The 14,117-nt window shown below is 60.4% G+C and carries 13 protein-coding genes; 6 read left to right on the top strand and 7 right to left on the bottom strand.

From position 1 onward, the window contains the following. The first annotated feature begins 45 nt into the window (after positions 1 to 45). The 3 genes from NXC24_RS11275 to NXC24_RS11265 are packed head-to-tail and all read left to right on the top strand — an operon-like array spanning position 46 to position 2,148. Positions 46 to 933, top strand: a complete 888-nt coding sequence (locus NXC24_RS11275; protein WP_199773474.1) for a metal ABC transporter ATP-binding protein — start codon at positions 46 to 48, stop codon at positions 931 to 933. Continuing rightward, positions 926 to 1,753, top strand: a complete 828-nt coding sequence (gene znuB / locus NXC24_RS11270; RefSeq protein WP_104823360.1) for a zinc ABC transporter permease subunit ZnuB — start codon at positions 926 to 928, stop codon at positions 1,751 to 1,753. Before NXC24_RS11275 ends, znuB begins: the two co-directional genes overlap by 8 nt. Next, on the top strand, positions 1,750 to 2,148 hold the full coding sequence (locus NXC24_RS11265; protein ID WP_104823359.1) for a Fur family transcriptional regulator: 399 nt from the start codon (positions 1,750 to 1,752) through the stop codon (positions 2,146 to 2,148). The genes znuB and NXC24_RS11265 overlap by 4 nt, the downstream gene beginning before the upstream one ends. 51 nt (positions 2,149 to 2,199) lie before the next feature. On the opposite strand, the gene NXC24_RS11260 is transcribed toward NXC24_RS11265, so the two are convergent. Continuing rightward, complete coding sequence (locus NXC24_RS11260) at positions 2,200 to 2,730, bottom strand: gamma carbonic anhydrase family protein (RefSeq protein WP_104823358.1); 531 nt, start codon at positions 2,728 to 2,730, stop codon at positions 2,200 to 2,202. 15 nt (positions 2,731 to 2,745) lie between these two features. After that, the gene (locus tag NXC24_RS11255) at positions 2,746 to 3,441 is read right to left on the bottom strand and encodes a fumarylacetoacetate hydrolase family protein (RefSeq protein ID WP_104825120.1); all 696 of its coding nucleotides are present in this window, start codon (positions 3,439 to 3,441) and stop codon (positions 2,746 to 2,748) included. Between the two features lie 239 nt (positions 3,442 to 3,680). Here NXC24_RS11255 and NXC24_RS11250 point away from each other — a divergent pair, with 239 nt between their 5' ends. Next, positions 3,681 to 4,652: a DMT family transporter gene (locus NXC24_RS11250; RefSeq protein WP_104823357.1), complete on the top strand. Its 972-nt coding sequence runs from the start codon at positions 3,681 to 3,683 to the stop codon at positions 4,650 to 4,652. 223 nt (positions 4,653 to 4,875) lie between these two features. After that, positions 4,876 to 5,916 (top strand): tRNA dihydrouridine(20/20a) synthase DusA, encoded by a 1,041-nt coding sequence (dusA, locus tag NXC24_RS11245; protein WP_104823356.1) that lies wholly within the window; start codon positions 4,876 to 4,878, stop codon positions 5,914 to 5,916. Between the two features lie 265 nt (positions 5,917 to 6,181). Here dusA and NXC24_RS11240 read toward each other — a convergent pair whose 3' ends face one another. The 3 genes from NXC24_RS11240 to NXC24_RS11230 all read right to left on the bottom strand — a co-directional run bounded on the left by NXC24_RS11240 (position 6,182) and on the right by NXC24_RS11230 (position 9,914). Then, positions 6,182 to 6,394, bottom strand: coding sequence for a cold-shock protein (locus tag NXC24_RS11240; protein WP_028752932.1), 213 nt, complete (start codon positions 6,392 to 6,394; stop codon positions 6,182 to 6,184). Between the two features lie 435 nt (positions 6,395 to 6,829). After that, on the bottom strand, positions 6,830 to 7,369 hold the full coding sequence (locus NXC24_RS11235; protein WP_104823355.1) for an AAA family ATPase: 540 nt from the start codon (positions 7,367 to 7,369) through the stop codon (positions 6,830 to 6,832). Between the two features lie 136 nt (positions 7,370 to 7,505). After that, positions 7,506 to 9,914 carry a glucan 1,4-alpha-glucosidase gene (locus NXC24_RS11230; RefSeq protein ID WP_104823354.1) on the bottom strand — a complete coding sequence of 803 codons (2,409 nt, stop codon included), beginning with the start codon at positions 9,912 to 9,914 and terminating at the stop codon, positions 7,506 to 7,508. A 261-nt stretch (positions 9,915 to 10,175) separates the two neighbouring features. Between NXC24_RS11230 and NXC24_RS11220 the strand changes: the two genes are divergently transcribed. After that, a complete protein-coding gene (locus tag NXC24_RS11220) occupies positions 10,176 to 10,919 on the top strand; it encodes an ROK family protein (RefSeq protein WP_104823352.1) in 744 nt (247 codons plus the stop codon). A gap of 338 nt (positions 10,920 to 11,257) precedes the next feature. Here NXC24_RS11220 and NXC24_RS11215 read toward each other — a convergent pair whose 3' ends face one another. Both NXC24_RS11215 and NXC24_RS11210 read right to left on the bottom strand, forming a co-directional pair. Continuing rightward, the gene (locus tag NXC24_RS11215; RefSeq protein WP_104823351.1) at positions 11,258 to 12,295 is read right to left on the bottom strand and encodes an IS110 family transposase; all 1,038 of its coding nucleotides are present in this window, start codon (positions 12,293 to 12,295) and stop codon (positions 11,258 to 11,260) included. Positions 12,296 to 12,418: 123 nt separating this feature from the next. Beyond that, a complete protein-coding gene (locus tag NXC24_RS11210) occupies positions 12,419 to 13,864 on the bottom strand; it encodes an adenylate/guanylate cyclase domain-containing protein (RefSeq protein ID WP_104823350.1) in 1,446 nt (481 codons plus the stop codon). Positions 13,865 to 14,117 lie beyond the last annotated feature (253 nt).

Raw genomic sequence — 14,117 nt, 5'->3', positions numbered from 1 at the left:
ATAACGTGTGCGATAGCAGGACGCAACAGCGCAAATGGAAATTTCATGCTTTCTTCCGTGGACAATAAGAGCCGGCCCCTCGTGTCGCTCCATGATGTCGGCGTCCGCCGTGGTGGCCGTTGGCTGGTGCGCGGCGTCGATTTTTCGGTGAGCCGCGGCGAAATCGTCACCCTGATCGGCCCGAACGGTTCCGGCAAATCCACCAGTGCCAAGACCGCCATCGGCGTGTTGAAGCCGGATGAGGGCAGCGTCGATCGCATCGCCGGGCTCAAGGTCGGTTATGTCCCGCAGAAACTTGCCATCGACTGGACCCTTCCGCTGAGCGTGCATCGTTTGATGACATTGACCGGACCCTTGCCGGAAGCGGAGTTGAAGGCGGCTTTGGAGGCGGTGGGCATCGCCCATCTCGCCAAGGCTGAGGTGCAGCATCTCTCCGGCGGCGAATTCCAGCGGGCCTTGCTGGCGCGTGCGATTGCCCGCAAGCCGGACTTGCTGGTGCTGGACGAGCCGGTACAAGGCGTCGACTTCAGTGGCGAGATCGCGCTTTACGATCTCATCAAATCGATCCGCAATTCCGAAGGTTGCGGCATTCTGTTGATCTCACATGATCTGCACGTCGTCATGGCCGCGACGGACACCGTTGTTTGCCTCAATGGCCACGTCTGCTGCCGCGGTACGCCGCAGGCGGTGACCCAGAGCCCGGAATATGTCAGGCTGTTCGGCACGCGGGCAGCACAATCGCTGGCGATCTACAGTCATCATCACGACCATACGCATCTGCCTGATGGCCGTGTGCAGCATGCCGACGGCTCGATCACCGATGATTGCCGTGCCGATGACGGTCATCACGGCCATGGCCATCACGATCATCACGACCATGATCATGCCCACCACGATCATGATCATAATGCCGCAGGAGAACGCCATGTTTGACGATTTCTTCCTGCGCGCCGTCATCGCGGGCGTCGGGCTGGCGCTGACCACCGGGCCGCTCGGCTGCTTCATCATCTGGCGGCGCATGGCCTATTTCGGCGATACGATCTCACATTCGGCATTGCTCGGCGTGGCGCTGTCATTGCTCTTCCAGCTCAATCTGACGCTCTCCGTTTTCGCTGTCGCTGCGGCCGTTTCGATCCTGCTCCTGTTCCTGCAGCGCCGTCAGGCGCTGTCGGCGGACGCCTTGCTCGGCATTCTGTCGCATGCAACGCTGGCGATCGGCCTGGTGATCGTCGCTTTCATGAGCTGGGTAAGAATCGACCTCATTGCTTTCCTGTTCGGCGACATTCTTGCCGTCAATCGTTCGGATATTGCCCTGATCTGGGGCGGCGGCATTCTGGTGCTGGCGGCCATTGCCTGGCTTTGGCGGCCGCTGCTCGCCTCCACCGTCAATCCGGAGTTGGCCGAGGCGGAGGGACTGCAGCCGGAGCGGGCGAAGCTGTTTTTCATGCTGCTGATGGCCGTCGTTATCGCCATTGCCATGAAGATCGTCGGCATCCTGCTGATCACCGCGCTGCTGATCATCCCGGCCGCCACGGCACGCCGCTTTGCCGCGACGCCGGAGATGATGGCGGTTTTCGCATCGCTGATTGGGGCTGTTGCCGTCGTCGGCGGATTGTTCGGCTCGCTGCGTTACGATACGCCCTCCGGCCCGTCGATCGTGGTGGCGGCGCTCGTTCTGTTTATCATCAGTCTGCTGCCCCTTGCCCGTAGGGCCGGCGCGCCGGCGGCGCAACAAGGAGGACAGGGATCATGACCACTCCGATACTGACCAAGAACCAGTCGCTCGTTTTCGATGTCCTGACCAAGGCGGAGGCGCCCCTCAGCGCCTATACCATTCTCGACAAGCTGCGTGACCATGGTTTCCGCGCACCGCTGCAGGTCTACCGGGCGTTGGACAAGCTCTTGGAATATGGTGTCGTCCATCGTCTCGAGAGCATTAACTCCTTCGTTGCCTGTGCCCATCCGGATGAGAATTGCCATAGCCACGGCCTCGTCGCCTTTGCCATCTGCGAAAGCTGCGGCCAGGTGATCGAATTCCACGATCATGAAGTGGATCACCGGCTGATGGACTGGCTGAAATCGCAGAAGTTCAAGGCCGAGAAGTCGACCATCGAGATTCGCGGTCATTGCGCGAGCTGTGCCGCTTGAATGTCGGCGTGGCGCGATTCTAAAGCCGCGCGCACTTTTGAAAAATGCCGCCTAATCCAGCCTCTTGAGGTCGCGGGCAAAACGCTGCCAATTGGCGACATAGTTGCGGGCCGAACGGCGCAGGCCTTCGATGGCAGCCTCGTCCAGTGTGCGGATTGCCTTTGCGGGAGCGCCGACGATCAAAGAGCCGTCGGGAAATTCCTTGCCCTCTGTCACCAGCGCGTTGGCGCCGACCAGACAATTCTTGCCGATCTTTGCGCCGTTCAACACGGTCGCGCCCATGCCGATCAGCGAATTGTCGCCGATGGTGCAGCCGTGGATGATGGCATGGTGACCGATCGTGCAGCCTTCACCGATCGTGGTCGGGAAGGCAGGATCGGTATGCACCATCGCCCCTTCCTGAATATTGGTGCCTTTGCCGACGACAATTGGCTCATTGTCGCCGCGCAGGACCGCGCCAAACCAGATACCGACATCCTCGCCGATCTCCACCTTGCCGATCACACTTGCGTCGGGCGCGATCCAATAGCGGCCGGGATCTGGCGTCTTCGGCACCAAGCCGGAAAGGGCATAGAGCGGCATCTCGCTTCTCCTCGATCAAATGACGTTCAGCACCAGCGTCGCGACGCCATCGACGGCGCAGGTGATCCTGTCGCCGCGCGCCACCGGTCCGACGCCGGCCGGCGTGCCGGTCATGATGACATCCCCAGGCGCCAGCGTGAACTGCTTCGAGAGCTCGGCGATGATTTCCGGTACCTTCCAGATCATCTGCGAGAGGTCACCCCTCTGCGCCGACTCGCCGTTGCGCATCAGCCAGATGCCACCCTTGTCGGGATGACCAACCTTAGTTGCCGGGGCGAGAGGGGAAATGGGGGCGGAGTGTTCGAAGGCCTTGCCGACTTCCCAAGGGCGGCCGAGCTTCTTGGCTTCGCCCTGCCGGTCGCGGCGGGTGAAATCGATGCCGACGGCATAGCCGTAGATGCAGTCTAGCGCTCTCTCGGCCGGAATGTCGGCGCCGCCGCTTTTCAGCGCGATCACCAGCTCGACCTCATGATGCACATCCGACGACAGCGGCGGATAGGGGAAATCGCCTGATGGTAACAGATTGTCCGGGTTCTTCTGGAAGAAGAAGGGCGGTTCGCGGCTGGGGTCGTGGCCCATCTCAATCGCATGGTCGGCATAGTTGCGGCCGACGCAATAGACGCGGCGCACGGGGAAGAATGCGGTTTCGCCTTCGATCGGCAATAGGACGGGTGCGGGCAGGGGAATGACGGTGGCAAATTGTTCGGTCATGACAATCTCTTCGCAAAATTCGTCTGCTGCCAGAAGAACGCTGTCTTCCGACTCCAGTGTCAGCCTAGCATCAATGGAGCGGAGGGGAAAACCGACCAATGGAAACGTTTTGGTGTAAAGCGTGGGCGGAGGCGTTTTCCGTATTCACCGGCACTCTCGAAAGCGATGCCCGGATATCCGCCGTAAGCCTTAGATTCGCTCATCTGTGCAGGTGATGGGAACTGTGGCATAACTAGGCCATGGCTATAAATGTCTTGGGGGTCCACACCGATCAGGTCAGGACGGAACAGGCGTCGGGCAATTCGCTTGCAGCCGCCTATTCTGTGGCCGTCTTCTGCTGGGTGCTGTCGTCCGGCGTCTATATTGCCGCGAAGTGGGTCTCTCATGAAATGCCGCCCTGGGCGCTCTGCTTTTGGCGCGTGCTGATCGCCTGGGCCATCCTGCTGCCGATCGTGCGCGGGCATTTTGGCGCCATGGTTGCGCTTGTGCGGGCTCGTCCGCTGGAATTACTTTGTATTGGCGGCACCGGGCTCGCGATCTGTCAGGGGCTGCTTTTCATCGGCCTCGAACATGCAGATGCCACGACGGCCGGCATCATCATGGCTCTGATCCCCATTCTCACGATGATCCTTGCCCGCCTGATTTTGGGGGAGCCAATGGGAACCTGGCAGGTGACGGGATCGATCATCGCTTTCCTCGGCATCGTAACCATCGTCGTCAAAGGCAGCCCGGCGGCATTGATGCGCCTCGATATCAATCCAGGGGAGTTGTGGATCGTCGCCGGCTCTTTCTGCTTCAGTCTCTACACCGTCCTGCTCCGCCGCGCGAAATTCGATATAGAGCGCCTTCCGCTTTTGGTGCTGCTTCTTGGCGCCGCGGTGCTTACGGCGTTGCCGTTCTATCTCTGGGAGCTTGCGTCCGACGAGCGCTCGACGCTCAACGGCAACGGGCTGATCGCGCTCGCCTATGTGGCGATCCCCGGCGGGGCCATGACCTATTACCTCTTCAATCGGAGCGTCGAGGCGCTGGGTGCGGCCCGGGCCGGCATGATGCTCTACCTGCAGACAATCTTCACCGCCATACTCGCCTACCTGATTCTCGGCGAACAGTTGCAGTCCTATCACCTCGAAGGCGCTGCGATCATCGTCGTCGGCCTGCTGCTTGTCACCCTGCTGAAGCCGAAGACCGAAACCGCGGCGGCAAAGCCCTAATGCGCTAGTGGCGTTGCTGGTCATCTCAGCGCGATACATTGCGGGACGAAGATTTGCTGCCGCGTTTGAACTTTGACGCCGTCTCGCTTTATTCCTATCTGTGCTGTATATCGCCTCTCGACATCGTGCCCCATTTTGTTGCTGCGCGCCGCTTAAGGTCGCTTAGACGCGGCAATAGACGATTGGAGCGGGCCAGAACAAAGTTTATGCGAGCAGACAAGACATGACAAAATCGGCAGAAAAGCCCGGAGTGCCGGCGGATATCCCTTATAGCCGCAAGCCCGTTTTCGCCGTCGCACCGATGATCGACTGGACGGATCGGCATTGCCGGTATCTGCATCGGCAGATCAGCCGGCATGCGCTGCTCTATACCGAGATGGTGGTGGCGGATGCGATCATCCATGGGCCGCGTGACCGGCTGCTGGGACATGATACCTCCGAGCATCCCGTGGCGCTGCAAGTCGGCGGCTCCGATCCGGCCAAGCTTTCGGAAGCGGTGCAGATTGCCGGGGCTTATGATTATGACGAGATCAATCTGAACGTCGGCTGTCCTTCGGATCGCGTGCAGTCCGGTACGTTCGGGGCCTGCCTCATGCTGACGCCGGAGACGGTGGCGGAATGCGTTGTGGCGATGAAGAGGGTTTCCAAGGCGCCCGTGACGGTGAAATGCCGGATCGGTGTCGATGAGCAGGAGCCGGAGCTGGCGTTGCCGGAGCTGATCACCCGCGTGCTCGAGGCCGGCGCCGATGCGATCTGGATCCATGCCCGCAAGGCCTGGCTGAAGGGCCTGTCGCCGAAGGAAAACCGCGAGATCCCGCCGCTGGATTACGACATCGTCTACCGGATGAAAGAGCGTTGGCCGGACGTCTTCATCGGCATCAACGGCGGCATCCAGACGCTGGATCAGGCCGAAGCGCATCTTGCCCATGTTGACGGCGTCATGCTCGGCCGCGCCGCCTATCAGAACGCTGCTATCCTCGCCGATGTCGATCATCGCTTCTATGGTGAACCGTCCGTCGAGCCGGATTGGAACGACCTGCGCGACCGGATGATGGCCTATACGGAGCGCCACATTGCCAACGGCGGCCGCCTGCAGCATGTCGCCCGCCACATGGTCGGCCTCTTCACCGGCCTACCGGGCTCCCGCCGCTACCGTCAGATTCTCTCCACCGACGCCAACAAGCCGGGGGCGGGGGCGGAGGTGATTGCAGCGGCATTTGCAGCAGTGGATTTTGCCGGCGAGGGCGAGCGAGTGAGCGCTTAGCGCCCTGGGAATATGCCAACCCGCCCTCGTCCTTCGAGGGTCGCTTATGCTCCCACCTCAGGTGAGGGCTGATCGATTGGGTCTTGCGGCAATTGCAAGTGATCTTGGGAACAATTACGAAGCCTGCTCTACCCTCATCCTGAGATGCGGAAGCCGTAGGCTGTAGCCTCGAAGGACGAGGGTGCCCGATCTGCCTGCAAACGCAAAAAAACGGCGCGGTTTTCACCGCGCCGTTCGAAACCTTATCCGGCTTCTCAACTAAGACTTAGGAAGCCTTGATGTTGACAGCCTTCGGGCCCTTGCCCATGCGATCCGGCTCGGTGTCGAAGGTGACCTGCTGGCCTTCGCGCAGCGACTGGATGCCAGAAGCCTGAAGAGCGGAGATGTGAACGAAAACGTCCTTAGCGCCGCCGTCCGGGGTGATGAAACCAAAACCCTTGTCCTGGTTGAAGAATTTTACGATGCCCTTGGTGGCCATTGGGATAGTCCTTTTCCCTACAGTCTGATGTCTGCCCGAGCTGCCCCGAGCGGTTTAGCCTTTGCCCTACGCAAAGACCAGTCGAGAAGTCACGTACGGGGAAAGAACGTCTACGCAGAGGATAAACCTCTGTAGGCTGCCTCGCGCAGTCGGCATTGCCAAATCAGTCCAGTCACCGGCATGCAAATGCCCGAGCGGGTGTATGGGTGACAGGATTTGCGACAAAAGGCAAGGGGCAATATTGGGGCGAAGCGGGAATGAGGCCGGATAGGGGGGAGATTTCAAGGGGTTGGGGAGGTGATGCTTATGCCGGTAATGGCCGTTATTGTTTCATTTTGACACTACAATACGGCGAAAATTACCCGTATACCGATCAATGACGTAGCTTCGATGACAACTATTTGCGATGAGTCACTCGAAATGAAATGGCGCGGATTATCGCCGCGCTGGCAAATCCCAAACCCGATAGAGGTTATTGAGCGCATCCGCTGTGCGGCATTCGACGACTGGCAAACCGGATTCCTGGAGAATTTTTGCATATTTGACGCCACTGTCGCGAGTCTTCACGAGAATCCAGTGAATCATTTCCCATTTGATGCTGTCCTGGGCACCTTCGAGATGTCCCGCGCGGTCCGAGCGGTTGATCAGCGTGCGCTTGAGATAGCGGGAAAAGCGTAGCCAGTGATTGGACGTTAGGAGAATGGCGCCGGTAGCACGGGCCAAACGCTGCGGCATCAGGCGCGAGTAGTTGCCTTCCATAACCCACTGCTCTCCCAGAATTGCCGCATCGTGAAGCGCGGCGAACTCTGCTTCGGGGCGCGGCTGCCAATCCGTATAGGGCAGATGATGAAGTTGATCGAGATGGACGGCCGGAAAACCAAGCTTTTTAGCAAGGGCGACCGCCAACGTCGATTTCCCCGCATTGGAAGGGCCAACAACGACAACGCGCTCGCCAAGGGAGTGCAAAGGCAACATGAGGACACCGGTCGGGAAAATTGAGATGACCTCAACTGGCTGGAAAACGATGAGTTGTCAACGACCGGCGGGCTCGGTCCCTCAATGGTAGCATCTTCGCCAATTGCGCCGCAGCTTTCCGCACGCCGGGCCGCTCTCAAACCACTTCGATTTTGAAATCCGCGCCTTCCCACCGCTGCGTATCCGTCCAGAAGAGTGTGAAGATGATCGTGCCCGGGCCGAGCGCCTTCGTCGGTATGTCGCAGATGTGCATGCCGAAACCCGTAGTGTGAGATTGGCTGTCGGTGAAGCTGGACCAGCCGTCGGTGGACCAGTGCACCTGCGCTGGTTCCGGCAGTTCGATGCGCAGGGCGCGGCCTGCCGGCATACGCGCGCGCTTGTTCGTCGGGCGCCAGGCGAAGGGCGCGGGTGCCGGCTTGGCGCCGACGTAGCGGGCGAAGGTCTGGGGCGGCATATCGAAGACTACGCCGTCACGGATCGAGCGCAGCAGCTTGATGTGTTCCGCGTGGGCCCAGACCAGAGGCATGGCGCTGCCGGAGGGGCGACCGAGAAAAAGCTCGCGTTCGGGCACGTTTTTGCTGTCCCAGATCTGCTCGGGCAGGAGCCCGCCTTCGCTTGCCGAGACTTCCAGTGCCGCCAGCAGGCGCTTCGCCTCATCCGGCCGCCCGGCGGCGAGCTCATAGTGCGCGCGCTCGCCCGTCAGCAGCGGCCATAGGCGGCCGACACCGCTGCCGGCGAAGGGCGCGCCGCCGGTGCGCTCGCCGTAGCCGTCGTCATTGTAGCGGTACCAGTAGGGTCCGGCGGGAAGGTCGCGCCGCAATTCCGAATCGATCGCGGCGATGGTGCCGAGGATGCGCGGATCGTCGGCGGCCCTGAGGCCGAAGCGCACCAGCGCCAGCGCGTCCGGGCTGATAAGCAGGTCCGCCTCCAAGACTTCGCTGGCGTCATCGCGATTGCGGATTGGGATGAAGTCACGCCTCAGTGACGAGCTGCCATCCGTGACCGAGGCGATGCGCACGTAATAGCCTTCGATGCCGAGGCTGCGCGATAGTTCCGTATCGGTGGCATAGGTCCATTCCTCGATGCGCTCGTTCCAGCCATCGGCCACCTCGCGCAGATATTGCGCCGCCGCCAGCCGGCCGGCTGCTTCCACCGCATCGGCCGCCGCGAGCAAGCCGGCGATCTCGACGGCGAGCGTGAACGGCGAGTAGCCGGCATCCTCCTCCCAGCGATCCTGCTGGGTAGCAGGGCCGTTTCTGACAATATAGGCCGCAGCCGCCTCGATCATCGGCAGGTACCGGCCGCTCTCCGACGCGTCGATCGCGCCGGCGCGCAGCAGCATGTCGTAGAGCAGGATGGGAAAGGCCGTCTCGTCCATCTGGATGCCGTACCAATAGGGCCGGCCATCGAGCCATGCATTCTGCACCCAATGGCCATCCGCCTCTTGGATCGCCGAGAGATAGTCGAGCACGGAGCGCGCGTCGGCCTTGGCGCCGGCGGCAAGCAGCCCGCCGGCCGTTTCCACGAGATCGCGCGTCCAGACCAGATGATAGCCGCCAAGGTCGTCGTCGCTCTTGCTGAAACCCCAGGGGATGGAAAGGCTGGCGATGATGGCGCCGGAAGCATCGTCGCGGTGAGTGGCAAGCACGCCGGTACTGACGCGGTAGCGGTTTAGCTGGCTGGGATCGTGGGGTTCGTCCAGGGCAAGCAGGCTGGCCTGCCACTCCCGCCAGCCACTGCGATAATGTTTCAGCGCCGGCTCGACGCCTTGTTCCAAGCTGAGGACAGCGCGGAAGGCAGCTTCTTCCGGCTGCGTGCCGAAGCCGATGGCGATCAGCGCGCGCCCTTCGTTCGCCTGGATATCGAGCGTCCCCGACAGCGCGATGTTGCCGGATGCAGCGTAGCGGTACTCCTCCTTCAGCCCTTGGCCGCGCGACAACGTCTGCCAACCGTCGGAGAAGCCGACATAACCTACGGAGCGCGCCAGCCAGGGCACCGAGGCGGCGACGGCGAGCACCCGCCCGGAACCCTCGGCGAAGAGCATCGGCCTGCCTTTGAAGTCACCGTACCAGCCAGTGTTGTCCGCGCCGCCGTTGACCAGATGCGGCGCCACGAGGGCATGCAGTCGGTAGTCGGAGAGATCGCCGATGAGCGCCTGGAAGTAGACTTTCTGCAGCACCACCTCACGCTCTGGGTCCGAAAATATGGTCTTGGTGATGCGATAGCGACCGTCGCGGGCGGTATTGACGAGGCGGAAAGCCGGAACGCCATCCTCGATCGCCTGCACGCGATGATCGGCATCGCGCTTCTCCTCGGAAAAATAGCCGTCGGCCGTCACGATGAAGCCGAAATCACGGACGCAGGCCATATCGAGCCGCGGCGCGTAGATCTCGTTGAGGATGCCATGGCTCGCCGTGAACCAAACGCTGCTCGCCGTGCTGACGGCAGTGCCGACCGCGCTCTTGTCGCTCGAGGTCCAGCGAGGCTCGATGCCCGGGGCCCCGGGCGGGTCTATGGAACCGGGTGGCAGTGTCGGATAGGCCAAGTGTCGATCCTCCGCTCAGTATGCGTTCCTCTTCGGAGCCATCCTGGATTGAATTTAAGCGATCCGCAATACGCCCCGGACTTGACAGCGAGTGCCGATCTTGCGCCCCATAGGCGTGGGAGCGACGAAGGGCAGGGTCTAAAGCGCATCGCGATCTCTGGGATTCGCTCCTTGCGCTTTGGGCCTTTGATTTTGCGCATGTCGTTATCGCAAAACCGCTGTGCGCTTTTGCGCGGCATGCTTTAGGGAGGAGCGCTAGACATGGATGACATGACGGAAGAACCCGCAGCAGAGCAAACACGTCACCACAGCAAGCCGAAGGCGCATGCGGCGCCTGCCCGCCGCACCGTGCTTGCCGTCGATATCGGCGGATCGCATGTGAAGGTGGAACTCAGTAGCGGCGGCGAGCGGCGAGCAGTCGAATCGGGGAACAAAATGACGGCGGCCAAGATGGTGGACGCGCTGCGCGATCTCACATCCGACTGGCACTACGACCTCGTCACCATGGGATACCCCGGACCCGTGGTCGCCCACCGCGCCGCAGCCGATCCGTTCAATCTTGGACCGGGATGGAAGGATTTCGATTTCGAGGCAGCGCTCGGCAAGCCCGTGCGGATGGTCAACGATGCGCTGATGCAGGCGATCGGCAGCTACGAGGCGGGCCGCATGCTCTTCCTCGGTCTCGGCACCGGCCTCGGCTCGGCCATGATCGCCGACAACGTCTGCATGCCGCTGGAACTGGCGCATATGCCCTACCGAAAGGCGACCTTCGAGGACTATGTCGGCGAACGCGGCCTGGAGCGACGGGGCAAGAGCAAGTGGCGAAAATCGGTATTCGACGTCGCCGAGCGCTTGGACAAGGCTCTGCTGCCGAGCTACATCGTCATCGGCGGCGGCAATGTCGAAAAGCTCAAGGAATTGCCCTCGAAGTGCCGGCGCGGCAACAATGACAACGCCTTCCGCGGTGGTTTCCGGGTCTGGCTGGATGACAGTTTGCGGTTTTGAGGGGAGGCGAGACCGGCGGACTTAGGGTATCGGCGGTGCCTCCAGCGATGTCTTCTCTATTCGGCGTGGTGAGGTCAAGCACCTTCTGACTGTCCGTAGCTATGGTGATCGATGTCTTCGCAGTATCGCGCTTCTCTCCGGGATCGACCTGTGTGGCCCTCCCACTATGGGACCAGAAGAATGGGGCGGAACAATCTAATTGGCGACCTGATCGCAATAAACGACCGTACCAAGACAACCACGCGAACTCACCCCATCCGTCGTCCTGCGAAGGACATCTTTTCCACCGGCGGCGGAATCTTCTTGTCTCCTTTTTTTCTCGTTACCCTGGTTGCTAACTACGCAGCAACAGGCAAGCTCTCCCGTGTCCAGCAAAATTCGGTTCCGTCACTCCACATGCGATGCATGATCACCGCAAGCCGTCGAGCCAACGCTACAACCGCCTTTTGCCTCCCGCGACGCCTAGCGATATTCATCGCCCAGGCCTTTAGCCACGACCATTTCTTGACGTTTACAAGCAGGACTTGCGCTGCTTCGTACAGCAGGGATCGCATCATCGCGTCACCGCAACAGGATACGCGCCCGACCCGCTTGCTTTCACCAGACTCGTTCAGTTTCGGCGTCAGCCCGAGCACAGAACCGACCGTCTTTGAATGTGCAAACCGCGCAGGAATATCGATGGTTGCCGTATAGGTGAGAGCGACCACGGGGCCGACACCAGGGATCGTCGTCAATCGGCGACAGACTTCATCCTCGCGGACCAAATCCAAAACCTTCTTGTGCAGCTTGGTGAACTCGTTGCGCAACAGTTTGCGTGCAGCCAACAATGGCTGCATGATTTCGTGTAGATCAGGCCTGTCTTCGACGAGCTCATTGATCCGCTCCTCGAATTTGATCTTGCCGACCAATCCGACTTTCAGACCGAAGTTGCGCAACAATCCGCGAATGTCATTCGCGATGGCGATGGCTTTTTCCTGCAAAAGTTTGCGCGCGGTCAGCAATGCTCGGTGCTTCTGGCTCGTCAATGTCTTCACATGCACAGGCCGATAGAGATTGACGCGCATCATCTGGGCCATGCCACGCGCATCGTTGCGGTCCGTCTTATTCGGTTGGGCTTTCAAAAATGCCTTGGCATGCCTGGTCTCGATGCAGATCACCGGCAATCCTGCCTTGGCAAGTCCGTCATAAAGCCATTGCGATAGTGGTCCGGCTTCAAGACCGATCCGCTCAATCTGCCACTTCGGATCCTTGATCACCGAGATCAAATCCTCAGGGTGAGTGGCAACTTTCGTCTCCCGGCAAATCCTGCCTGTCTCATCAACAATGCAGACCGCGGTCTCTTTCACCGATACATCCAGTGCACAATAGTGTTTCATGCTGCGCTTCTCCCTTTGATGTTTGAGGCTGTTGAAAGACATGACCTCGTTTTACCATCAGCCAGAAGCGCAGCACCGCAAGCCACAATGGTCAACGCTGAGACGCAAAGCCGAATATCCCATCTAATTGGGCATCACGCGGTATACGCATGCAATTCCCTCGACGCCCCGGAGAGGAGCTTCGAAGGCGACCAGTCTTTGACCGGCGAGGAGTTGGCTGACACCGGGCGCCGCAAACAGCGCTTCGGAAATGCATATTTCCCCCGCGTCAGCCAGCGACTGCACGCGTGCGGCAACATTGACGGTCTGGCCGAAATAATCGAGGTTTTCGTTCAAGCTCACGGCGATCGAGGGGCCGCAATGGGCTCCGATCTTCAGGATAGGGCTCGGGTCGCCATGCGCGGCATTGTAGCGCTCGATGACCCCCAGAATGTGCAGCGCAGCCGAGACAGCATCCGCCGGACGAGAGAAGGCAGCCATCACGGCGTCGCCGATTGTCTTGACGATCGCGCCTGAGTGCTCCTGCACCGTCGCACCGAGCAGTGCGAAATGCTCGCGAACCAGCGCATAGGCATTGAGATCGCCAAGCCGCTCATACATGGCGGTCGACCCCTTGATGTCCGTGAACAGGAGGGTCACCTGACGGATACCCAGACCTTCCTTCTCATCGACGTTTTCCGAGCGGAACAGGCGCCGAAATGTCTGTCGGGCCAGCAGCATCCCGCCCGACATGTAAGGATCGAAGTCGAGGGCCGGCTTGATTGTCTGCGCGAGGATTTCCGGCGGCCAATTGATCAGCAGCAACGAGCCACGCACGGCACCGGAGTTCTGCACGTCGATGATGACAGGGCCGGGCGGCGCTGCCGGCAGCGAAGCGGAAAACCGTTGCCCGTCATATCCGATCCGCAAGCGCGTCGGCTCCGTTACCGGCTCGCCTACGACCGGCAATGCAAAACTCGCCTGGGTCTGGACATTGATGCCCGCCAGGGCGCCGGGACCGAGCTCCGCCCTCAACGTCGTGACCGAGCTAGGCGGCAGAAAAGAGAGTCCACGAACCAGTCCCTGCAGGACATCGAGAAAGCGGACCTGTTGGCCGGGTATTCGCGCGTCGCTCAGGAATCGCGCCTTCCAGTGAAAATCCTCGACTGAGAGCGAGCCGGGATCATGAAAGGGCAGCCGGCGGAGGTGCGGCGACACCGTGAAGGTGACCTCGATGAAGTCATCTAGGTTGGTTTCGCCGCTGACGTCGCACAGACCGCAGACATAGTGGGTCTTCAACGTTCGCAGCGCGCCGAAACTGTCGAGCACCATGCCGGATTGCGGGCACACCACATCCCAGCTCATCTCGAACAATCCGTTTCGGGTGGCATGGAGAAACAGATCAATACTTTCCGCCTCCGCGATGGCACGGTCGCGAGCGAAGGCCAGGGGATTGATGCGATAGAGGGACAAGTCGTCACCGCTGCGGATCAGCGCTTCTAATTTGGAGATGATCCGCGGACTCCAAGACCGGGCCTGCTCGATCTCGATGATCTTGCTTTCAAGGAGCCTTTCCTGAACGTCAGTCATGTGGCACCTGCGCTTCAGCTATCGATCAGGTTTGGCCATGCCTTGGGAGTTGTCTTGGTTGTTTGAGAGTATAGCAGAGAATGGGGCATACGTCCGCTGAGGGTCAAATGGGGAAGGACTCAGCCTTTCTGTTGTGGTGAGTTCAGCGACAATCCTTGCCCACAGCGGCTTAGAAAATAATCCAATATCGCAATTTAACACGGATTGTGTCGCTCACGACGCATTATTAATTCGAAATTTCTATCTTGGATTT

Source organism: Rhizobium sp. NXC24 (assembly GCF_002944315.1).
In the GTDB taxonomy this organism is placed as follows: Bacteria; Pseudomonadota; Alphaproteobacteria; order Rhizobiales; family Rhizobiaceae; genus Rhizobium.
This window is presented reverse-complemented; position numbering and strand designations above follow the sequence as displayed.

What these genes read in the sequence shown, in the direction of transcription:
- NXC24_RS11275 (WP_199773474.1), top strand. Translation starts at nt 46, where the DNA reads ATGCTTTCTTCCGTGGACAATAAGAGCCGGCCCCTCGTGTCGCTCCAT.
- dusA (WP_104823356.1), top strand. Translation starts at nt 4,876, where the DNA reads ATGACAAAATCGGCAGAAAAGCCCGGAGTGCCGGCGGATATCCCTTAT.
- NXC24_RS11215 (WP_104823351.1), bottom strand. Translation starts at nt 12,295, where the DNA reads ATGAAACACTATTGTGCACTGGATGTATCGGTGAAAGAGACCGCGGTC.
- NXC24_RS11235 (WP_104823355.1), bottom strand. Translation starts at nt 7,369, where the DNA reads ATGTTGCCTTTGCACTCCCTTGGCGAGCGCGTTGTCGTTGTTGGCCCT.
- NXC24_RS11250 (WP_104823357.1), top strand. Translation starts at nt 3,681, where the DNA reads ATGGCTATAAATGTCTTGGGGGTCCACACCGATCAGGTCAGGACGGAA.
- NXC24_RS11260 (WP_104823358.1), bottom strand. Translation starts at nt 2,730, where the DNA reads ATGCCGCTCTATGCCCTTTCCGGCTTGGTGCCGAAGACGCCAGATCCC.
- NXC24_RS11220 (WP_104823352.1), top strand. Translation starts at nt 10,176, where the DNA reads ATGGATGACATGACGGAAGAACCCGCAGCAGAGCAAACACGTCACCAC.
- NXC24_RS11265 (WP_104823359.1), top strand. Translation starts at nt 1,750, where the DNA reads ATGACCACTCCGATACTGACCAAGAACCAGTCGCTCGTTTTCGATGTC.
- NXC24_RS11240 (WP_028752932.1), bottom strand. Translation starts at nt 6,394, where the DNA reads ATGGCCACCAAGGGCATCGTAAAATTCTTCAACCAGGACAAGGGTTTT.
- NXC24_RS11255 (WP_104825120.1), bottom strand. Translation starts at nt 3,441, where the DNA reads ATGACCGAACAATTTGCCACCGTCATTCCCCTGCCCGCACCCGTCCTA.
- NXC24_RS11210 (WP_104823350.1), bottom strand. Translation starts at nt 13,864, where the DNA reads ATGACTGACGTTCAGGAAAGGCTCCTTGAAAGCAAGATCATCGAGATC.
- znuB (WP_104823360.1), top strand. Translation starts at nt 926, where the DNA reads ATGTTTGACGATTTCTTCCTGCGCGCCGTCATCGCGGGCGTCGGGCTG.